The organism is Sphingomonas cannabina (genome assembly GCF_021391395.1).
GTDB lineage: Bacteria > Pseudomonadota > Alphaproteobacteria > Sphingomonadales > Sphingomonadaceae > Sphingomonas > Sphingomonas cannabina.
Map to the genome: position 1 here is coordinate 2,902,930 of NZ_CP090059.1, position 20,808 is coordinate 2,923,737.

Here is a 20,808-nt window from a genome sequence, read left to right on the forward strand (position 1 = left end):
CCCTCCCTCACCTCACGCTCTGCGGCGCTACGGACCTTCGCGGGTCACCAGCTCACCGCGATATATTTCGCCTCGCAAAATTCGAGCAGGCCGTGATGCGCGCCCTCCCGTCCGAGCCCGCTCTGCTTGACGCCGCCGAAGGGTGCGGCCGCATCGGACACGAGGCCGCGATTGATCGCCACCATGCCGGCCTCGATGCGCTCGGCGATCTGCAGGCCGCGCTTCAGATCATCGGTGTAGACATAGGCGGCGAGGCCATATTCGGTGGCATTGGCGAGCGCCACGGCCTCCTCCGGGTCGTCGAACGGGATCACCGCCGCCACCGGGCCGAATACCTCCGTCGTCAGGATTTCCGAACCTGGCCGGACATTCGCGATCACGGACGGCGGATAGAAGAAACCCGTGCCCGCCGGCGCCTTGCCGCCCAGTTTCACCTCGGCTCCGCGGCCGACGGCGTCCGCCACCAGATGCTCGATCTTCTCGATCGCCTGCCGGTTGATCATCGCCCCGCACTGCGTCGCGGCCTCGATGCCGGGGCCCATCGTCATCGCGCCCATGCGCTCGACCAGCTTCGCGACGAAGGCGTCATGAATGCCGCGCTGGACGTAGAAGCGGTTGGCGGCCGTGCACGCCTCGCCGGCGTTGCGCATCTTGGCAACCATCGCGCCCTCGATCGCCTCATCGAGGTCCGCGTCGTCGAGGACCAGGAAAGGCGCGTTGCCGCCCAGCTCCATCGACGAGCTGATGACCTGATCCGCCGCCTCGTGCAGCAGGATGCGCCCGACCTCGGTGGAGCCGGTGAAGGACAGCTTGCGCACGCGCGGATCGTGCAGGATGCCGCTGCAGAGCGGCCCCGGATCACTGGTGTTGACGACGTTGACGACCCCGGCCGGCACGCCCGCCCGGCGCATGATCTCCGCGACGGCGAGCGCCGTCAGCGGCGTTTCCTCGGCCGGCTTGAGGATGCAGGTGCATCCTGCAGCCAGCGCCGGAGCGATCTTGCGCGTCGCCATCGCGGCGGGGAAGTTCCATGGCGTGACGAGCAGCGCGATGCCGATCGGCTGATACTGCACCATGATGCGGTTGGCGCCGGACGGCGACACGGCCAGCTCGCCGTTGATGCGCACCGCCTCCTCCGCATACCAGCGGAAGAATTCGGCGGCATAGGCCACCTCGCCGCGCGCATCGGACAGCGCCTTGCCGTTCTCGAGCGTGATCAGCTGCGCCAGCCATTCCTGCTCGGCCATCATCGCATGGAAGCAGGCGAGCAGGATCTCGGCGCGCTTGCGCGGCGCGGTCGCCGCCCATTGCGGCGCGGCGGCAGCGGCGGCATCCACCGCGGCGATACCTTCCGCAGGGCTTGCATCCGCAACCGAGGTCAGCACCGTCTCGGTCGCCGGATCGAGGATGTCGATGCGTCGCGCACTGGCGGCAGGGATCCATGCATCGCCGATCAGCAGGTCGGTGGGGACGGCGAACGGGCCGGCATGACCGTCAGTCGTCGTGCAGGTGAAGCTGTTGGTCGTCATGAGAGCTCTTGTTCCGGGGATCAGGCGGATTTCAGCGCCGCCCGCTCGCCCGAGAAGGCCGCGCGGGTGATGCTCTGCATCGCCGAGAGATCGAGGGGACGGGGATTGTTCTTGACCAGCCGGGCCGCGTTCAACGCGTTTTCCGCGACGAACTCTTGCTGATCGGCCTTCAGGCCCAGCGCGGCGAGCGAGCGGGGAATGCCGACGCGGCCGAGCAGGTCTGCGACCGCGTCGATGAAGGCCTGCGACATCTCTTCCTCCGGCGCGTCGGGCAGATCGGCCGTCCGCGCCAGCTCGGCGAAGCTACGGATGCAATAGGGCTGGTTGAACTGCATGACGAACGGCAGCAGCGTCGCCACCCCGTCCCCGTGCGCAGTATGCGTGAGGTTGCCGACCGGATATTGCAGCGCATGCGCCGCCGCCGTACCCGCCGTGCCAAAGGCGCAGCCCGCCGCCAGCGCGGCCAGCATCAGCCCTTCCCGCGCCTCGATGTCGTTGCCGTCGCGATAGGCCCGTTCGAGGAACAGGAAGATCTTGGCGACGGCAAGCCGCGCGAAATGGTCGGAGAGCACGTTCTTGCCGACGAACACATGCTGCTCCGTCAGCATGGGATCGGCGGGGCGTGCCAGCGTCGTATAAGCCTCCACTGCATGGGTCAGCGCGTCGGCCCCCGAACAGGCGGTCAGGGCCGGCGGGCAGCTGACGGTCAGCTCCGGGTCGCAGATCGCGATCAGAGGGATGAGATAGGGGCTGGCGATGCCGACCTTCGCGCCGCGCTCTTCGTCGGATACCACCGCAACCGGCGTCACCTCCGATCCGGTACCGGCCGTCGTCGGCATCGCGATCAGGGGCATGACCGAGCCCGGCACCGCGAACTCGCCATAATAGGAGCGGATGTCGCCCCCATGGGTGAGCAGGACGGCGACCGCCTTGGCCATGTCCATGGAACTGCCGCCGCCGATGCCGATCACCAGATCGGGCGCGAAGCGGCGCACTTCCTCGACGCAGGCCGTGATCGACGCGATCGGCAGATCCGGGATCGTCCGGTCGAAGACATGGACCTCCAGGCCATGGGCGCGCAGATCGGCGACCATCGCGTGGAATTCGGGCTGGGCACCTTGCCGCGCATCGGTACAGACCAGGGCACGCCTACCGCACTTGCCGGCGGCGGAGCCGAGCGCATGGCGCTGCCCGCGCCCGAACAGGATCGAGCGCGGCAGGCGAAGGGCGCCGAAGATGGGAGGGAGCTCGCTCACTTCCTGCTACCGTCCGCGCCATATTGTTTCAGATAGGCGATCACGTCCGCGCGATCCTGCGGCGCGGCCATGCCGGGGAAGATCATCTTCGTGCCGGGCACCAGCTTGGACGGCCCCTGGAGCAGCCTGTCGATGCTGGCTTCGTCCCACTTGATGCCGGATGCCTTCATCGCCGGCGAATAGCGGTAGCCCGGCTCGCCGCCCGCCGCGCGCCCGACCACGCCGTTCAGTGCCGGACCGATCGACCGGGCCGGGTTCGGGCCGACCTTGTGACAAGCCGCGCAGCGCGTGAAAAGCTGCTGCCCGCGAGCGGGATCCCCCTTCGGGGCCGGCGCCGCGATCGCCGCCCCGGCCATCACGGCCCCCATGCCGACAGCCAATATCCAGGTCTTCACGTACACAACCTCCTATCGAGCGCGTCTCGCGCGCCCAGTTCACACCAAGGCGCCTGGGCGCTTCAGATATTTCTTCGTGATGGCATCGGCCGCCCAGAAGGCGAGCGCGCCGACCGGCCCGGTCGGATTGCGCCCGGCATTCTGCGGGAACACGCAGGCGCCGAGCACGAAGACGTTCGGCACGTCCCACGACTGGCAATATTTGTTGAGCGCGCTCGTGTTCGGATCGTCGCCGAACACCACGCCGCCCGTATTGTGGGTGGTCTGGTAGCGGGCGCTGTTGAAACGGCCGAAGCTGCGCGGCGTACCGGCGCTCTCTTGCTTCCGCCCGGTGATCTCCGCCGCGATCCGTTCGCAGACCGCGGTGTGCGCGGCCATCAGCTTGCGCTCGTTCTCCTGCCAGTCGAAGGTCAGGCGCAGCAGCGGCCGGCCGAAGGCGTCGCGATAGGTCGGATCGAGATCGAAGTAATTCTGGCGATAGCTCATCACCGCACCCTGGTGGCCGATCGCCGAGACGTGCTGATAGGCGTCGACCATCGCCTTCTTCCATCCCCTGCCCCAGCGCGGCTGGCCAGGCATGGTCGGATGGTAGGTCAGCGGATCGCCGCTGTTGTTGCCGAGGCTGATGCCGCCGCCGCCGATATAGCCTGCCTTGGCGAAGTCGTAATTGTCGCCGTTGAAATCGTCGATCCAGCTGCCGAGCGCCCCCGATCCCATGAAGGGGTTGGTGAACACGTCCTTGTCCAGCAGGATGAACGCTCCGCCCCCGCCCTGGAACGCGTAGTTGCGGCCGACGACGCCGGTATTCGTCTTGGGATCATAGGGCCTGCCGATGCCGGAATGCAGCATGAGGTGGACGTTGCCGGTGACGAAGGCGCCCAGGATCACGAGGTCGGCGGGCTGCTCCAGCTCGCGCCCGCGCGCATCGACATAGGTGACACCGGTCGCCCGCTTGCCGTCCGCGGCAAGGTTGACCTTCACCACCGTCGCATTGGCGCGCAGCTCGAAATTCGTGTTCTTGCGCGCCAGCGGCAACATCAGGAAATGCGGGCTCGCCTTCGCATTCGCCTCGCAACCATAGGCGGTGCAGTGTCCGCAATAATGGCATTGGCCGAGCGGGATGCCGTCCGGGTTCACATAATCCTGCGAGCAGTTCGCCGTCGGGATCGGGAATGGATGATAGCCAAGGTTGCTCGTCGCCTTGTCGAACAGCGTCATCATGTGCGACGCGGTCATCGGCGGCGTAGGATATTCGTTCTGGCGCGGCGCCTCGAACGGATTGCCGCCCGGCACCTTCCGCCCCTTGATGTTCCCGGCCTTGCCGGAGATGCCGCACACCTTCTCGAACTTGTCGTAATAGGGCTCCAGCTCGTCATAGGAGACCGGCCAGTCCTGGAGGTTCATGTCCTCCGGAACGATGCCCTTCCCATATTTGGCGATGGTGCCGGAGCGCATCTTGTGCTCCCACTCCAGCCAGCGCCAGGTCAGCCCCGACCAGTGCGCGCCCGAGCCGCCGACATTGGTGCCGGGCCAGTAGAAGCCGTGCTCGCGGATCGGCAGCGCGACCTGGTCCATGCTGTTGCGGAAGGTGATGGTCTCCTGCGAAAGGTCCTGCACCATGTGCAGGCGGCGCGTGTACTTGAGGGCGTCGTGCGCCTGGGGACCCGCGAAATCCGGATAGGTGTCCTGCGGCCGGCCGCGCTCGAACATCACGACCTTGAGGCCGGTCGGCGCCAGTTCCTTGGCGACGATGCCACCGGTCCAGCCCGAACCGACGATCACGACGTCCACCGGCGGAAGCTTCGTCGCCATCACGTCAGGTCCTGGATCGATTGGGGCTCGGCGACCCGGTAGGGGCGATTACGCCATTCGGCGATCTTGTCGGCATACATCTCGCCCACGCCCGGGTAGCCGAGCAGCTTCCAGGATGCCTTGCCCCGGTTGCCGCCGTAGATCGGGTCGGCGAAGAAGCCGTCCATCACCAGCTGGAACAGCGTGTTGAAGAAGTTGCGCGTCGGCACGGTTGGCAGGTCGATCGCCGCCTGCTCGAGCGCCGACACCAGCTTGATCCGGTCCGCCTCCTCCAGCATGTCGAAAGTGCTGCCGCCATGGGTCGCGCGGACATGGTCGTTCACGTCGGCGATGCCTGCGCGGACGAGCTGGTTGGGCGTCAGGCGCAGCTGATATCCCTGCTCGGGTGTTCCCTCGCGGAACGGCCCCTGCAGGTACATGCGCTCGCCATTGCCCCAGGCGCTGTAGAGCTGCCGGTCGACGAACAGCGCGACGCCCAGCTCCGTGCCCCTGGCAGTGAACTCGTCCTGCGGGATCAGCGTGTCGACGAAGGCTTCGACGAAGGCGGCCTCATCGGGATTGAGGAAGATGTAACCCGGGGACGGCGCCGCGCCTGCAGGCGGCGCTCCGCTGGTGCCCTGCGCCGGCATGTCATGCCCGGCGTGCGTCTCCTGCGCCTCGGCAAAGGGCGCCGCTGCCATGCCCACGCCGAAGCCGGCCAGCTTCAGCAGCGTGCGGCGGTCCGCGGTCGGCTTCCCGCTCATGCCAGCGCCTCCTGCCCATCGCGGAGCTTGCGCGAGGCGTCGATGCGCAGGAACAGCAGCGCCGCGATCAGGCACAATATCGACAGCACTGCGAAGGCGGCGAACCAGCCGCTCATGCTGACAATATAGCCCGTCACCGCGGCGGCGACCGCCGCGCCCGTATTGCCGAGCGTGTTCATGACCGCTGACACCGAGCCCGCATATTCGCCGCCGATGTCGAGCGTCACCGCCCAGGACACGCCGACGGTCAGCTCCAACCCGAACAGCGCGACGCAGAAGCACAGGATGCTCGGCACCGGATCGGCGATCGCCGCGGCCAGCGGGATCATCGCCGCCGCCGTCAGGAAGCCGACGATCGCCACGGCCCGGCGGGCCATCTTCAGTCCGGCGCCGCGCTTGACCAGCAGGTCGGATGCCCAGCCGCCCGTGAGGTCGCCGATCACACCGGCCATGAGCGGCAGGCTGGCGAACAGCCCCATCAGCGCGATGTCGAACCCGCGCGCGTCGTGCAGGTACTTGGGAAACCAGGTCAGGAAGATGTTGATGCAATAGGCGTAGCAGAAGTACATCGCCGACAGCACCCAGAGCTGCGGATTGGCGAGCAGGTGGCGCCACGGCACGCTGACCCGAGCACGGCCGGCCCCCAGTGCGCCCTCGATCATCTCCAGCTCGGCGGCGTTGACGGAAGGATGCTCGCGCGGCGTGTCGCGATAGTAGAAGAACCACAAGAGCGCCCAGGCAATGCCGACGAGGGCAAAGACCAGGAACGGCATCCGCCAGCCGAACTGTACGATGAGGAGCGCGACGAACACCGGTGTCACCGCCCCGCCCAGCCGCGCGCCGGCATGGGTCACCCCCTGCGCCCAGCCGCGTTCCGACGGCAGCATCCAGCGCGACAGCGACCTGGTGGCGATCGGGAACGCGCCCGCCTCGCCCATGCCGAACAGGAAGCGGCACACCATCATCGATCCCGCCGACCAGGTCAGCGCCGTGGCGGCGGTGAAGGTGGACCACCAGAGCACCACGCCGGTCAGCGCACGGCGCGGCCCGAACCTGTCGCCCAGCCAGCCGCCGGGAATCTGGAACAGCGCATAGGCGATGGAGAAGGACGCGAAGATCCAGCCCATCGTCACCGGCGAGAAGCCATACTCGCGCTCGATCACCGGCGCGGCCGTCGCGATCACGACGCGGTCCATATAGGTGATGAGATAAGCCAGCACCGTCAGCCAGAGCACGACGTGGCGCGCGCGCGTGGGACGCGCCGCACCGGCGGCGGCCGCGGTGTCACGCTGCTCCGCGACCGCTGCCTCGCTCGTCACGGACGCCCTCCGCAAGCACCGGCGGCGCGGCCGGTGCAGGTCTGCCAGATCGTCGGCACCTTGGTCCCGGCGATGTAGACGGCATCGATGGCGCGCGTGTTGCGGATGTCCGCGGTTGGATCACGATCCAGCACCAGCAGGTCGGCCCATTTGCCCGGCGCGATCGAGCCGATGTCGCTGGCGCCCATGAATTCCGCATTGGCGCCGGTGGCCGCGGTGAGCGCCTGCAGCGGCGTCACCCCCGCCTTGACCATCAGCTCGAGCTCCCAATGCGCGAAATAGCCGGGGAAGCGCGCCGTGGGTCCGCTATCGGTGCCCATGCCGTAGCGGATGCCGGCCTTCACCTCGCGTCCGAAATTCTCCATCGCGGTCTTGAGGGCCGGCGCATATTTGGGGAAGTTCGGCGCCGCGCCCAGCTTTGCCGCCCGCTCCGGGCTTGCGAGCTCCTTCTGCACCTCTGGCGTCACCCCGCGCGTGAAGAAGGGGTCGTCGAGGAAAGGCAGCGTCTTATAGGTGAAAGACGCCTCGCGGCTGAGCGTCGCGGCCATCTGCCAGACGCCCTTCGCCTTCATCTGACCGAGCAGGGCATCGTCGACAGCGCGGTCCCGCACGGAATGGGCGAAGGCATCCACGCCCTCACGCGTCAGTTCGGCGGCATTGTCATAATAGAAGATGTGGGCGACGGCCTTCTTTCCGTCCTTGTGCGCTTCGTCGATCACCGCGCTGCTGATCCGCGGCGGCATCCGCTCATCCAGCATGCCGAACTCGTCGTCGACCCAAAGCTTGATGAGGTCGGCGCCCTTGGACGCCTGCGCGTCCACCATCGCCCGCGCCTCTTCCGGCGTGGCGACCGACTGTTCGAGGCCGGGAACCCCGCCATAGCTGCCCTTGAAGACCACGCCCTGCCCGACGGTATAGACCCGCGCCATCGTCGTGCGCCTCTTGCGCAGCTGCTGGATCGGGAAGATCAGGTCCTGCTCGGTGCCGAGTGTCTGGACGGTGGTGACGCCGTAGGCGGCGTATGTCCTGAGCTGCTTCTCGATATTCTCGGGTGTCTGGTACTTGAGGTTCTGGGTGATACCGTCGACCAGCCCCAGATGAACATGGCTGTCGATCAGGCCGGGCATCAAATACTTGCCCTTCAGCGTTTCGACCTCCGCCCCGGCAGGCACCTTCACCTTCGCGGAAGGCCCGACCCAGGTGATCCGGCCATCGGTGACAATGATTGCCTGGTTCGCCGCCGGCGCACTTCCGGTCCCGTCGATCAGCGTGAAATCGCGCAGCACCGTCGTTTGCGCGGCCGCCGTCCCCGGAAGTCCGGCGAACATTGCCGCTGCCAGGCTGAGAACCGAAAGTCCGGCTTTCTTAGCAGACCACATAGCCATCCTCTCCAGACCGATTTCATATCCTATATGATCTGGTTTTCGGTTGTGGTAGGTGGTTGCGGTTGGCGCGTCAAGCCGCTTTCCGGAAACTCCGTCGATCCTGTTGCGCCGCCTTCGCCCGGCCGTGCGCTCAGCCGCGGGAGGTGCCGTTCGCCCTGTCCATCCGCTGCTGCGAACAGGTCAGATGGTCGCGCACCGACTGTTCGGCCGCGGCAGGATCATGCGCCAGCAGGGCGGCGATGATGCGCTGATGCTCCCGCGCCGCCACGTCGGGCGCGTTGGGCTGCGCGCTGTTCTGGTAGAGCGATCGAAATATCTGGAGATGCGCGTGCAGCCGCTCGATCGTTTCCTCGATCAGCCGGTTTCCGCTGCCCTTCGCGATCAGCCGATGGAGTTGCGCATCCGCCTCGGCGAACCGGGCATAGGCCTGCTCGTCGCGCTCGACCACCGCGTCCATCTCGGCCTGGATCGACTGGAGGATCGACAGCGCCTCATCGTCCATGCGCTCGGCCGCGCGCGCGGCGGCATAGGGCTCGATCAGCAATCGAAGCGTATAGAGGTCGTGCACCTCCTCCGGCGTCATCTGCGGACTGGCGCGGTAGCCGACATTGGTGGTCTTGTAGACGAGCTTCTCCGCCTCCAGCTGACTCAGCGCCTCGCGAATCGGTGTCTGCGACATGCCCAGCTGTCGCGCGACCGTGTCGATCGGAATGCGCTCCCCCGGCGCGATCTTCACCGACATCAGCATCGAGAGAAGATGCTGATAGGCGTGCTCCACCAGCGTCGGCGCAGAAGCGGCGCGCGCCGTGGGAGCGATGGCATTGGAAACTTGAGACGTGTTCTGCAGATCGGACATAGCCACGACTTATATGCTCGGATGCGAGTAATATAGGATATTATCGCCTAGTTGGCGATGACGCATTGCACCCTGGGCGATGAGGGGAGGAGATGTCTTGTCCAGCGCTCAAATCGTCGGCGAAAGGTGAACATCACCGGCACCCGAGCAGTCGGGTTACGTCGAGATGTCAGGAAGCCGCCGATCACGCTGTCGCGATAACAAACGGAACCGCCGCTATCGCCCTCCCCGGTCGCCGCCGCCTATTGCCGCGCTTCGGTCGATCCAGGGCGGCATCTACAAGATAATCCCGCCCGGGATAGGCATAGTCGAGCGCATTCCTGAGCACCGCCAGCACGCCGCGGTTGTATTCGGCCGTGACCAAGATGTAGCCGTCGAATTCCGCCACCTTGCGCTGCCGTCGCTGGGCCGCCTCAGCTTGCGAGAGCACCTAGGCGGTCGATGCCAACTCGTCGAAGAAGCGTGTCGGATAAACAAGCGGCCGGCATCGGTGAAAAGCAGTTCTGACGAATTCCGACCGAAGTCGTTGAAGGTCGACCTGAATGGGCACGCACCGAATCGCGTTGAAGTCCCTGAAGCACGAGTACGAACTACACATCTTCTTGCAAAAAGAAGTCCTTCATGGCATGTAACGGTGGCAAGATCCTCTTCGATAAAGGAAACACCGATGCGTGCTGTGTCCTTTATATCGGCCTTTATAATCGTTGGATCATTCGGGTGGATACCGAGCGAGGCGCGTGCCGCTCAAGACAATACGGAGAAAATGGACGCGAAAAACAAGGAGCGGTGTGCAAACTTCGGCTTTAGAGAAGGCACCGATGCCTTTGCAAATTGCGTGATGCAGTTTTCGCTCAGTCAGGAGCGGCGCCAGCCGCCCGATCACGAGACACTTGTCCGTCGATATCGGGATCGCAGCATGGCTCGGCGTGGCGATGATCGTTACCCGGTATGCACTGCCGGTATGATGGAGAATGAGCTCGACATATCGACGGGAAAATGGGTTGGCCCCAATTGCCAAATGGCGCCTGATTAAGGCTAGGCACCAGCCTCCAATCCTAACGATAACTATAGAGATCGACAGACCATCACCAAAGACCGCAAACTGAATGTTGGCGTTAGTCTATATTATTAGATTATAACTTGTTCTATTCGGCGGAACTATCGCTCACCATTGCTACAAAGCTGGAATAATACAGCATTCGTTATTTGAAGGATAGCAAAAAGGGGGATCGATCATGCGTCTTCGCCGATTGTACTCCATCATCCTTTCGGCCGTTGCCTATATCGCATCCGGCACAGCTGCACACGCTCAACGTGTAGATGACAAGATCTGGCTTCAGGCTGGTGCCTTTCGTCCATCCTTCGACTCCGATGCGCGCGCCGATATTCCCGGTTCGCCGATCGACGGTACTGATTTCGACTTTGAAACCGATCTCGATCTTCCGGAACATAAGACTGTCGTCAACGTGGAAGGCGGCGTTCGGATCACCAATCATCTTCGGCTCGAGGGAGGGTATTTCTCTCTCAAGCGGGCTGCAGAAGTGACGCTCGAACAGGATATTCGTTGGGAGGAAACCACCTATCCAGCGACCGGAGTCGTCGATAGCGCCTTCCGAAGCGACATCTATCGCGCCGCGCTGGGATACTCCTTTGTAAAATCGAAAGATTTCGAGCTTGGTGCGCGAATTGGCGCCCACATAACGAAATTCAAGATGTTCATTGAAGGGGATGCGATCGTCGATAGCCTGCTTGTGGCGGTCAAGCGCGAGCAGAAGGACAAGACCGTGCCGATGCCCAATCTCGGGCTCTATGCCAATGTCGATCTTTCCAGGACCTTTTCGCTGAACGCCGGCGCCAATTGGTTCAAGATCAAAGTAGGAGACTATAAGGGCAATATCTTCGACGTTTCCGCCGGCATATCCGCGCGCGTCGTTCGCAACCTGGGTATCGGCGCGCGCTATCGCTATGTCGATTACGGGTTGCGCGCGCAGGCGGACGACTGGGATGGCAAGGTGAACTACCGCTTCCACGGTCCTGCCGTGTTCGTGGAGCTAGGCTTCTGAAGTGAAAGCGATTTAACAGCGAGGAGATGACCTATGTTGCTTAAATCATTCAAGGCAGCCTGCTTGCTCGGTATCATCGCCGGGGCCGCGGCCCTGCCGGCGCAGGAGCGGCCGAAATGGGTCCAGGACGGTGACGACCTTAACGACATGGAGAAGGACCTCGCCCAATGCAAATATGAGGCAGCGGCCGCCACCGCCACGATTGGAACGAACGATCGACCGAAGAGCACATCCGAGGCCGTCAGCAGTGGCGTGAGCTCGGGTGTCGTGGCCGGAATGGAGCAGGCCAGCCTCATCAAGAAATGCATGAAGGCCAAAGGCTATCGCAAGGCGAAATGATGCGCACGGGCAAGGCGCTAGCCATGCCCGTCATCCGGACAGACGAGGCAAGCCCGGGGAACGGGCTTGCCTCGTCAGGAGACGAAGCGCGTCTTCGTCCCTTCGGCAATCAATGAGCAGCGCAGCTCAACCGGCATGCGCGAAGGCGCGGGCAGCGGGCCGTCCATGAAGTCGCATGCCAGGATATTGTCCGGACTGCTCCTGCGCGCCGAATAGACGTTCACGTTGACCTTGATCGGTCCCCTTATCCACCGCCTCCTTGCACGAGGAATCTCGCCGAGCGGGAACGTGGCGATGCCGCCTGTGGCCGGCAATGTCCTGATCCGGTTGAGCAACGGCACGCGACCGCTCTCGTCGGCATGCCGCCGTGCCGCCGGCGCCGGATCCCCGTAGAAGGAGGCGTCCACCAGGATCAGTTCCCTACCGGCGCTCAGCTTCGCCTGCGCCGCGCGCGACACCGTCACGCGGACCTTGAGATCGGCCGCGCTGGCCGCGGACATGGATGGACTCTGGCTGAATCCGGCCAGCAGCAGCGCGGCGAGCAGGACGATCGGCCCGGTTGCCCGCATTTTCGACGCTCCCTTCGCTGTTGCCATAGCAACCTCCGCTCCTTTCCTGCCGTCAAGTGAAACGAGGCAGTTGCCACGCCAGCGCGACGGCCACGACCCGGAGCAGGAAGCAGGCCGATCCCGCAAGTAGCGCGACGATGCGGGCATTCGCCCCGGCCGACCTGCCCAGCACGACGATCACGGCCGCGAGGAACGCCGCGCTGGCATAGATGTCCACATGCAGGATCCGGGGCACGGCGTTGAGCAGAATATCCCGTATCGCGCCGCCGCCCACGCCGCCGACGGTGCCGAGGAAAGCCGCCGGCAGCGGGTGCACGCCGTGGTCGAGCGCCTTCTCTGTGCCGGCAACCGCGAACAATCCCAGCCCCGCGGCATCGAGCACGATCATGATCCACGTCGGCAGCGTCCCGGCGAGCGGATGAAGGACGATCGTGGCGATCGCCGCACCCAGCACGATCATCCCGTATCGCCAGTCGGCGACGGCGGCGGGGCGGATGCCGATCAGGAGATCGCGGATGACGCCGCCGCCGAGTGCGGTCGCAAAGGCGAGCGTGACGATCCCCACCGGATCGAAGCCCGCACCGATCGCGATCAGCGCGCCCTCGACCGCGAAGACGAAGGTTCCTGCGAGATCGGCAACGCAGACGATCGCCGCGGTACCGGATATGCTGGTCATAGGTGCCTATGCCGGGTTCCGATTGAAGCGAAGATAGTCGAGCGGCCGGTTACCGCCCCTGGCTGAATTCCTTCCCCAACTCGACCAGCGCATTGGTGCGGTCGGAGATCACCCTCGCGACACAGGCGGGATAGCTCAGAACCTGGCCCTCACGCCCGAAATCGCCGTTCGCATAGAATTTGCACGCCGCTTCCCTGAACGCGATCCAGGCACGTTGCTCGGCAAGCAGATCCGTCTTGGTCTGTCCGTTGGTCCGGCCATACACCTGCTTCCAGGCCGCATTGAGCTTGGCGTCCTCGCGCTTGACATAGTCACTTCCGCACTGGCTCCAGGACGCGTTGTCGCTCGCCGCATTGACGCATTTGTCGTAGAGATCATCCGCTCGCGCGGAGTTCATGGGAAGAAGCAGGGCGCAGGTCGCAAGCGCGGCTGCCGTCACGAAAATCTTCATACGCCATCCCTCCTGCCGCGCGTCATTGATTCGGGTTGCTGCCGTCGGACGAGGGGGCATCGGGATTATCGACCAACGATCCCAAGCCATGGGCGCCGATATAATTCCCGTGCGTGTCGAAATTGGGATTGCCGTCCTTGTCGAACTGCGGCGTGGGATCGATGTCCTGCGAATGGTCGTCGGGATTGTCGACCATGCAGCCGAGGCCGTGGCAACCGACGTAGCGCCCCTTCCTGTCGTAATTGGCGTTGCCGTAGCGGTCATAAGGCGGAGGGGACGGATCATCATAATGATGATGGTGGTGGTGATAATCGGAATCGCTGCTCCCGTGCGAGCTGCCGCCGAGCAGCGCGCCGACGATGCCGCCGATGATCGCCGCGCCGACGACGGAGCCGGCGTCGCCGCCGCCCGAACTGACCGAGAATTGCGCCGAACAGCCACGATCGACCCAGATTCCGCGAGGATCGGTGCCCCAGGTCTGCCCTCTGATGCAGGGCGACCGCGATAGCGTCTGGAGCAGCCTCACGCCGTTGCGCGTGTCGACGGGGCAATAGGAATAGTCATAGTTCACGCTGGAACATACCAGCTTCGTCGCGGCCGTTGCCGGCGTCGGCGCGATTGAGAGACGTTCCGGACTTCCGCTCGCCAGAACCAGGCCGAGAACGCCAAGACCGATACCCCTGTTCGTTGGCTTCATCGCAATTCTCCCAACTAAGCCGTTGGAAATGATTCGACTTGCGGCGAAACTGTGGCACTATGCGCATGTTGTGACAACAGCCCATTTCTAATGTTACAGTTCGACTAACAGGGGGATGGACTATGCGTGCGTATTCGCATTGGTTGCTCGCGCTGCTGATCGCGCTGATAACTCCGATGTCTCCGGCCGCTGCTGCCGACGACAGTCTCCAGCGTGTGATCGCGGCCAAAGTCCTGAAGGTCGGCGTCGCACCCAACGCTCCCTGGGTCATCAAGAAGCCGGATGGCGGCTTCGCCGGCCACGACATCGATCTGGTGGAGGCCTTTGCCGAGGATCTCGGCGTCAAGGCGCAGTTCGTGGAGATGCCGTTCGCCGATCTCGTCCCGCGCCTCGCCAGGGGTGAGGTCGACATGATCGCGGCTGGGATCGCGATCACGCCCGAACGCGCGCGCAGCGTCGCCTTCTCGACGCCGACGGGCATGCAGGAGATCGCAACCGTCGCCGATCGCAAGGCACTCGGCACCGATCCCGCCGCCGCGCTGGAGAAACCGTCGTTCAGGATCGCCGTCCTGGCGAAATCCACCGACGAGGCGGCGGCGCGGAACGCCTATCCCAAGGCGAGCGTCGTTTCCTACCCGACGGCGGCCGCGGCGCTCGCGGCGCTGGTCGACGGCGAGGCGCAGGCGATGGTCGCCACCTCGCCGGTCCCGCGCATGGCGGCATCGCTCTACGATGCGAAGCTGCGCCTGATCGGCGGTCCGCTCGAACGGACCGGCGAAGCCTTCGCTTTCCGCCCGGACGACATGCGCCTTCTCACCTACGCCAACAACTGGATCGCCGCGCGCCAGATCGACGGCTTCATCGGCAATGTGGGCACCCATTGGTTCGACGGGCACAAGTGGCTGAGGACCGCCGAGGGCGATTTGAAGCCGCAACGGGCCGCCAGATAGGTAGCGCCCCGCGGACCGCGTACGAGGCTCAGGCTCTCTTTCCGGGAATATAGTGGATGCACCCGTTCGTACCGGCGTTGCTGTTGCTGCTGTCGTTCTGGTTGCCGGTCGGGGCATGGGCGCAGGGAGCGAAGACGTCCGAGCCCGCGAGCGTGCGCGTCTTCGACCTGAAGCCCGGCCAATTCGTCTGGGAGCCCGACGCGGCGCCGCAGGGGCCGGTCGTGATCCTGGTCAACCTCGCCGAGCAGTTCGCGGTGGTCTACCGCAACGGCATTCGCATCGGCGCGACGAACGTCTCGACGGGAAGGCCCGGGTTCACGACCCCGACAGGCGTCTTCACGATCCTCCAGAAAGACGCCAACCACCATTCCTCGATCTACAACAAGGCGCTCATGCCCTATACCGAGCGCCTGACCTGGTCGGGCGTGGCGCTGCATGCCGGCGGACTGCCCGGCTACCCCTCGTCCCACGGCTGCATCCACCTCCCTCTCGCCTTCGCGAAGGAGTTGTTCGGCGTCACGACCACCGGCATGACGGTCGTGATCACCGACACGCCCGTCCGGCCGGCCACGCCGACGGCATCCGCGCTGCTCGCCACCTACGACCCCAGGGGACGAAGCGGCGCGATCGCGGCGGAAGGCGCCACCTCCGGGTGGACGCCCGAGCGAGCCCCCGCCGGCCCGCTCAGCATCATCATCAGCGGCGCGGATCGGCACCTGGTCGTCATGCGCAACGGCGTCGAGATCGGCTGGGCGCGGGTCGAGCTCAGCGGTGCCGATCCCCTCGGCACGCATGCGCTGACGCTGGTCGCGGGAAATGGCGAGAAGGCCGATCCGGATGAGTTCGCCAAGGCCGGCTATCGCTGGCACCAGGTCACCTTGCCGTCCGCCGCACCCGATGACGCGGATGGCACGGCCGCGCTCGGACGGGTTTCGGTTCCGAACGGATTTCTCGCGCAACTGCTGCCGGCGATCGAGGCCGGAACCACCATCGTCATCACCGACCTCTCGCTCTCGGCGACGGGCCGCGCGGGCCCCATGACAGTGATCGCCAGCAAATGACCGGAGGTTCGCGCCCCATGTCGCGCCGTTGCAGGGAGGTTCGAACATGATGCCTTCTCGACAGTTGTTGCTCGCCCTTCTGCCCCTTGTCGTCGCGAGCTGCTCCCATGGCGGGAAGACGCCGGCGTCGCGCATCTACTACAGCGGGCCTGCGAGCGACCATTTCGACGGCCAGAAATTCTTCAATCCCGACGGTGAGCAAGGCTCGGGCGGCGCGCAGCGCGATGGCGCCAAACGCTTCCTGGCGATCGGCCTCGGCGGCGGCCATAAGGGTTGGCCGAAATCCGTTCCCGTCACCCCGTCGGTTCCGGTACCCCGCGTCGAAGGCGAGGCTCTCCGGGTCACCTGGATCGGTCATGCGACCACGCTGGTCCAGACGCAGGGGCTCAACATCCTGCTCGATCCGGTCTGGGCGCATCGCGACTCGCCCGTCCAGATCGTCGGTCCGAAGCGCGTCCGTGCCCCCGGAGTCCGGCTGGAGGACCTGCCCAGGATCGACCTGATCCTGATCAGCCACAATCATTACGACCATCTCGACATCGGCGCGCTCAAGGCGATCGTCGCCCGCGACCATCCGCGGATCGTGGCCGGCCTCGGCAACGACACGCTGCTGCGCGAGCACCGCATCGAGGCGACCGCGCGCGACTGGGGCGAGCGGGTGGAGGTGCGCCCCGGCATCGACGTCGTCCTCAACCGGGCGCATCACTGGAGCGCGCATTGGACCGACGATCACGATCGAGCGCTCTGGGCAGGGTTCACGGTGACTCTTCCCGGCGGCAACCTCTATTATGCCGGCGACACGGGCGCAGGCGATATGCGCTGGGCGGCGGAGGCGCGCCGCTACGGCCCCGTCCGCTTGGCCATTCTACCGATCGGCCCCTACCATGTGACCTCGCCGCCGACCGGCAATCACATCGATCCGGAGCACGCCGTCACCGCATTCCGGCAGACCGGGGCGCCCTATGCGCTGGGGGTCCACTGGGGAACTTTCGAGCTGGGCGAAGAGCCGATCGATGGCCCCCCGGCGCGGCTGCGCGAGACGCTCATGAAGCAAAGGCTCGATCCCGGCCGCTTCCGTACGCTGGAAGCGGGACAAAGCTGGGACGTTCCCCGCCTGGCTCCGTCATAGCAGCCGATAGCAGCGAGGCGATCATCAATGGATATCGACCAGCTCTACATGCACATCCGCGTGGTGCTCGGCATCCTGCTGGGGCTGGCGATCACCAAGCTGCTGACCGGCATCACGTCGATCGTCGAGCATCCCCGCCGCTACAAATGGTCGTGGATCCATATGGGCTGGGTGACGTGGGCGCTGCTGTCCATCGTCACCTTCTGGTGGTGGGAATTCCGGTTGGTCGAGGTCAAGAGCTGGACGTTCGAATCCTATCTGTTCATCATTGTCTATGGGTCGCTGTATTTCGTCCTGACCGCCTTGCTCTTTCCGTCCGATGTCGACGAATATCGCAGTTACGAAGGCTATCTGCTTCACCGGCGCCCCTGGTTCTTCGGGCTGATCGCGATGATCACCGTCATGGACCTCGTCGACACCGTGCTCAAAGGCGTCAGCCGCTGGCATGCGCTGGGAGCGGCATATCCCATTCACGCGGTGTTGATGCTGGGGATCGCGGCCATCGGCATATCGTCCGAGAGTCGGCAGACCCAGATCGCCCTGGCGGCCGCGGCATTGGCTTATCAGATCGCCTATTTCATCTTCGAATATTTCACCGTTCTCGCGACTTGACGTACTCCAAGTCGACGACGGCCAATGCAATCTGAGCGGGATCAGCGAAACGGGTTCGCGTGGTTGGGCGGCTTCTTGCCCTTGAGCATGCGGAACAGCGTCCACTCCTCGACGATCTTATCCTTGGGGAGATAGCATAGCCCTATCTCGTCACCCGACGGCAGCTTGGCGATGACCGTCCTGCCGCCCATCTTGCCGCAGAAGACGGACGCGGGATTAGGGATCGCTATCGCGGCAGATGGAATAATCGCGAGTGCGAGAGCGACATTAGCAAGCGTCTTTTTCATCGCGACATCCTTGTCCTCGTGACGAACTTACATTCCATGCCCGAATTACCGAATGTCGGCTTTTGAGCGAGCGCTTTAACTCCCGCAATTCAGAAATGGGCGTTATTGCCCTTGTCAGCGGACTGGCCGCTCTCGGCATCGTGGTCAATCAAGGCGGACACATAGCCTGGAGGTCATGTCCGCGCCCAACCTGGACACCGCTTACGCCGGCAGGCGGTAAGGTGCGCGATAGCTAGGTGTGATCAGGGCGTTGGCTTCGGCGTCGTTCTTGAACTGGCCCGCGGCGGCATCCCAATGGACCTTGCGGCCGGTGCGCCAGGCGACGTTGCCCATTTGACAGACGATGGCCGTGTTGGCCGCCGATTCGATGGGGCATGCAGGCGTGCGTGCGCGGTCCTTCACACAGGCGATGAAGTCCGCCGTGTGCCGGTCGAGCCCGTTGTCCGAGGCCTTGGTGACAGGAATTTCGGGGGTCAGCGGCTTGCCGTCGCTCATCTCCGGCGAGACCCACCATTTGCCGCGGTCCACCACCAGCGTGCCGGTCTCGCCCACGAAGGCAACGCCATGGTCGCCGCCGCCGAAGGGGCCGTGGCTGATGCCGACCGCATGCTCCCATTCCACCGAATAATTGCCGAAGTCGAAGATGGCGGTCTGGGTGTCCGGTGTCTCCATGGCCGAGTCCGGATAGCCATAGGCGCCGCCCAGCGAGCTGACGGAGTTCGGCGCCTGGGCCTTCATGCCCAACAGGGCGATGTCCATCAGATGGACGCCCCAGTCGGTCATCAGGCCGCCGGCATAATCCCAATACCAGCGCCAGCTGAAATGGAAGCGATTGGGGTTGAAGGGGCGCAGGCGCGCAGGGCCGAGCCAGCGGTCATAGTCGACGCCTGGAGGCGGCGCCTGGTCGGGCTGCGGAGCGACGTTCTTCATCCAGCCCTGATAGGCCCAGGCCTTGACCTTGCGCACCCGGCCGATCCCGCCGGAATGGACATGGGCGATGGCGTCGGCCCAATGCTGGTTGCTGCGCTGCCACTGGCCGACCTGGACGACGCGGTTGTGGCGCGCCTTGGCGGCGACCATGGCGCGGCATTCGGCGATCGAGTTGCCGAGCGGCTTTTCGCAATAGGCGTCCTTGCCCGCCGACATGGCATCGATGAGCTGGAGCGCATGCCAGTGGTCCGGCGTCGCGATGATCACCGCATCCACCGACCTGTCGTCCAACATGCGGCGATAGTCGTCGTAAAGCCGCGGCGTGCGGCCGGAGGCCTTCTGCAGCTCGGAACCGCGACCGGTGAGGACCGTGGCGTCCACGTCACAGAGGGCGACAGGGGTGACGTCGGCCCCCTTCATCATCGCCATGAGGTTCCCCCAGCCCATGCCCTTGCAGCCGATCAGGCCCACCTGGACCTTGTCGTTGGCGGACACGCGACGGCGGCGCTGGGCGAAGGCCTCGCTGAGAGGAGTCAGGGTAGCCGAGGCAGCGAGGCCGCCGACGAGCAGAGTACGGCGATCGAAACCTGAGGTCATATTGGCCTCCCCCTGATTTATCGTTCGACGTTGGTAGCGCGAACACACCTCTTCGCAAGGCGCAAAGTGCGTGTCATCGGACAGATTGAACAACCGCTTTCCAGTCCACCGATCGTACAGGTTGCCGGCTGGAACGGAGCGCATTCCCGACCGGCAGCTTACGTCGAAAACGGTCTAACTGCTCGTGGAGGGTAGCTGATAGTCAGCGATTGGACCAACTTAGAAAAGCGGACATCGCCGATCGGGACATCCGAAGGATGTTGGCCCTCGTTCTGCCCAATGAGTGACGCCAGCCTTTGATCAAGGGTAAACTTCCTATCGAGTGATCCAGCAGGACGAGGTGTTTCGGATCTCTTTGCCTATGCCCGCATCCTAATCAGCCCGAGGAGAATTGCTGCTCGACCGAAACCGGCCAGATTTCCTCCTTGGCCATCGCCAGGCTCTCGCGGCAGTCGCACGCGACCCGCTCCAGGCGAGCGACGTCGAGCACTTCGATCGCGCCTCGGCTGCTGCGGATCAGTCCCTCGCGCTGCAGCTTGGCGATGCAACCGGAGACCGAGGTGCGTTGCGCACCAAGCATCTGGGCAAGCGCCTCCTGAGTGATCGGCAGCATCCGCTCCAGGCAGCTGCGCTCCAGCGCATCGAGAATCGAGCGGCTCAGCCGCCCCTCGATCGAATGCAGCGCGTTGCAGGCCATCAGTTGCCGGGCTTCGGTCACGAGCATCTCAAGATGTTGCTCGACCGCGCGCTGGAGCCCCGGCGATGCCCGCAGCATCTCGCGATAGCGCGCGACGCCGAGACGCACTGCGGCACCTGGGATCTGGACCTCGCCGCGGGAGCGGTGGCGTCCGCTGCCAAAGGCCTCCAAAATACCCACGCCGCCATTGCACCCGACCATGCCGGTCTGGACGCTTTCGCCGGCGATGGTCTGGGTCACGATCGCCACCAGCCCCGCCAGGGGGAAATAGACCCAATCGATGAGCTGTCCGTCGCTGTGCAGCACGTCGCCTCGGCGCAGCTCCACTCGCTGGAAATGGGGAAGAAAACGCGCACGCGCAGCCGATTCCAGGGCCGCCAGCAGCGCGTTCGATCCAATCATCGTCTCCACACAATGCCTCCTGGCTGCGACGGGTCGCAGCGAACGAGGCAAGC

23 protein-coding genes are annotated in these 20,808 nt (G+C 64.7%); 7 read left to right on the forward strand and 16 right to left on the reverse strand.

Annotated elements, in window-relative coordinates:
• Window positions 1-44: 44 nt before the first annotated feature.
• From LZK98_RS13925 to LZK98_RS13965, 9 genes are all read right to left on the reverse strand, one after another.
• A complete protein-coding gene (locus tag LZK98_RS13925) occupies window positions 45-1,529 on the reverse strand; it encodes an NAD-dependent succinate-semialdehyde dehydrogenase (protein ID WP_233782971.1) in 1,485 nt (494 codons plus the stop codon).
• Between the two features lie 20 nt (window positions 1,530-1,549).
• Entirely contained in the window at window positions 1,550-2,785 is a 1,236-nt protein-coding gene (locus LZK98_RS13930; RefSeq protein WP_233782972.1) for an iron-containing alcohol dehydrogenase, read from the reverse strand.
• Window positions 2,782-3,180, reverse strand: a complete 399-nt coding sequence (locus LZK98_RS13935; protein ID WP_233782973.1) for a c-type cytochrome — start codon at window positions 3,178-3,180, stop codon at window positions 2,782-2,784. Before LZK98_RS13935 ends, LZK98_RS13930 begins: the two co-directional genes overlap by 4 nt.
• A gap of 39 nt (window positions 3,181-3,219) precedes the next feature.
• Complete coding sequence (locus tag LZK98_RS13940) at window positions 3,220-4,992, reverse strand: GMC family oxidoreductase (protein ID WP_233782974.1); 1,773 nt, start codon at window positions 4,990-4,992, stop codon at window positions 3,220-3,222.
• Complete coding sequence (locus LZK98_RS13945; protein ID WP_233782975.1) at window positions 4,992-5,735, reverse strand: gluconate 2-dehydrogenase subunit 3 family protein; 744 nt, start codon at window positions 5,733-5,735, stop codon at window positions 4,992-4,994. Before LZK98_RS13945 ends, LZK98_RS13940 begins: the two co-directional genes overlap by 1 nt.
• Entirely contained in the window at window positions 5,732-7,054 is a 1,323-nt protein-coding gene (locus LZK98_RS13950) for an MFS transporter (protein WP_233782976.1), read from the reverse strand. Before LZK98_RS13950 ends, LZK98_RS13945 begins: the two co-directional genes overlap by 4 nt.
• Window positions 7,051-8,382, reverse strand: coding sequence for an amidohydrolase family protein (locus LZK98_RS13955; protein ID WP_233782977.1), 1,332 nt, complete (start codon window positions 8,380-8,382; stop codon window positions 7,051-7,053). The genes LZK98_RS13950 and LZK98_RS13955 overlap by 4 nt, the downstream gene beginning before the upstream one ends.
• A gap of 187 nt (window positions 8,383-8,569) precedes the next feature.
• Window positions 8,570-9,295: a GntR family transcriptional regulator gene (locus LZK98_RS13960; protein ID WP_233786591.1), complete on the reverse strand. Its 726-nt coding sequence runs from the start codon at window positions 9,293-9,295 to the stop codon at window positions 8,570-8,572.
• A 184-nt stretch (window positions 9,296-9,479) separates the two neighbouring features.
• The gene (locus tag LZK98_RS13965) at window positions 9,480-9,683 is read right to left on the reverse strand and encodes an NAD(P)H-dependent oxidoreductase (protein ID WP_233782978.1); all 204 of its coding nucleotides are present in this window, start codon (window positions 9,681-9,683) and stop codon (window positions 9,480-9,482) included.
• A 279-nt stretch (window positions 9,684-9,962) separates the two neighbouring features.
• Between LZK98_RS13965 and LZK98_RS13970 the strand changes: the two genes are divergently transcribed.
• The 3 genes from LZK98_RS13970 (at window position 9,963) to LZK98_RS13980 (ending at window position 11,697) form a co-directional block, all read left to right on the forward strand.
• Entirely contained in the window at window positions 9,963-10,328 is a 366-nt protein-coding gene (locus tag LZK98_RS13970) for a hypothetical protein (protein ID WP_233782979.1), read from the forward strand.
• 202 nt (window positions 10,329-10,530) lie between these two features.
• Window positions 10,531-11,358, forward strand: a complete 828-nt coding sequence (locus LZK98_RS13975; RefSeq protein WP_233782980.1) for an outer membrane beta-barrel protein — start codon at window positions 10,531-10,533, stop codon at window positions 11,356-11,358.
• Between the two features lie 63 nt (window positions 11,359-11,421).
• The gene (locus tag LZK98_RS13980) at window positions 11,422-11,697 is read left to right on the forward strand and encodes a hypothetical protein (RefSeq protein ID WP_233782981.1); all 276 of its coding nucleotides are present in this window, start codon (window positions 11,422-11,424) and stop codon (window positions 11,695-11,697) included.
• A gap of 74 nt (window positions 11,698-11,771) precedes the next feature.
• On the opposite strand, the gene LZK98_RS13985 is transcribed toward LZK98_RS13980, so the two are convergent.
• From LZK98_RS13985 to LZK98_RS14000, 4 genes are read right to left on the reverse strand one after another with little or no spacing between them, the layout of a single operon-like run.
• Window positions 11,772-12,266 (reverse strand): hypothetical protein, encoded by a 495-nt coding sequence (locus LZK98_RS13985; RefSeq protein ID WP_233782982.1) that lies wholly within the window; start codon window positions 12,264-12,266, stop codon window positions 11,772-11,774.
• Between the two features lie 52 nt (window positions 12,267-12,318).
• Window positions 12,319-12,942 (reverse strand): trimeric intracellular cation channel family protein, encoded by a 624-nt coding sequence (locus tag LZK98_RS13990; RefSeq protein ID WP_233782983.1) that lies wholly within the window; start codon window positions 12,940-12,942, stop codon window positions 12,319-12,321.
• Between the two features lie 49 nt (window positions 12,943-12,991).
• Window positions 12,992-13,393 carry a lysozyme inhibitor LprI family protein gene (locus tag LZK98_RS13995; protein ID WP_233782984.1) on the reverse strand — a complete coding sequence of 134 codons (402 nt, stop codon included), beginning with the start codon at window positions 13,391-13,393 and terminating at the stop codon, window positions 12,992-12,994.
• A gap of 22 nt (window positions 13,394-13,415) precedes the next feature.
• Window positions 13,416-13,964 carry a DUF3011 domain-containing protein gene (locus LZK98_RS14000; RefSeq protein WP_233782985.1) on the reverse strand — a complete coding sequence of 183 codons (549 nt, stop codon included), beginning with the start codon at window positions 13,962-13,964 and terminating at the stop codon, window positions 13,416-13,418.
• Window positions 13,965-14,212: 248 nt separating this feature from the next.
• Between LZK98_RS14000 and LZK98_RS14005 the strand changes: the two genes are divergently transcribed.
• From LZK98_RS14005 to LZK98_RS14020, 4 genes are all read left to right on the forward strand, one after another.
• A complete protein-coding gene (locus LZK98_RS14005) occupies window positions 14,213-15,040 on the forward strand; it encodes a transporter substrate-binding domain-containing protein (protein ID WP_233782986.1) in 828 nt (275 codons plus the stop codon).
• Window positions 15,041-15,117: 77 nt separating this feature from the next.
• Window positions 15,118-16,101, forward strand: coding sequence for a L,D-transpeptidase (locus tag LZK98_RS14010; protein WP_233782987.1), 984 nt, complete (start codon window positions 15,118-15,120; stop codon window positions 16,099-16,101).
• A 46-nt stretch (window positions 16,102-16,147) separates the two neighbouring features.
• Window positions 16,148-17,230: an MBL fold metallo-hydrolase gene (locus LZK98_RS14015; protein ID WP_233782988.1), complete on the forward strand. Its 1,083-nt coding sequence runs from the start codon at window positions 16,148-16,150 to the stop codon at window positions 17,228-17,230.
• 27 nt (window positions 17,231-17,257) lie between these two features.
• Entirely contained in the window at window positions 17,258-17,842 is a 585-nt protein-coding gene (locus tag LZK98_RS14020; RefSeq protein ID WP_233782989.1) for a hypothetical protein, read from the forward strand.
• Window positions 17,843-17,883: 41 nt separating this feature from the next.
• Here the strand turns inward: LZK98_RS14020 and LZK98_RS14025 are convergent, their stop codons facing one another.
• From LZK98_RS14025 to LZK98_RS14035, 3 genes are all read right to left on the reverse strand, one after another.
• Window positions 17,884-18,129, reverse strand: coding sequence for a DUF333 domain-containing protein (locus tag LZK98_RS14025; protein WP_233782990.1), 246 nt, complete (start codon window positions 18,127-18,129; stop codon window positions 17,884-17,886).
• Window positions 18,130-18,330: 201 nt separating this feature from the next.
• The gene (locus LZK98_RS14030) at window positions 18,331-19,656 is read right to left on the reverse strand and encodes a Gfo/Idh/MocA family protein (protein WP_233782991.1); all 1,326 of its coding nucleotides are present in this window, start codon (window positions 19,654-19,656) and stop codon (window positions 18,331-18,333) included.
• 376 nt (window positions 19,657-20,032) lie between these two features.
• A complete protein-coding gene (locus tag LZK98_RS14035; RefSeq protein WP_233786592.1) occupies window positions 20,033-20,755 on the reverse strand; it encodes a Crp/Fnr family transcriptional regulator in 723 nt (240 codons plus the stop codon).
• Between the last annotated feature and the right edge of the window lie 53 nt (window positions 20,756-20,808).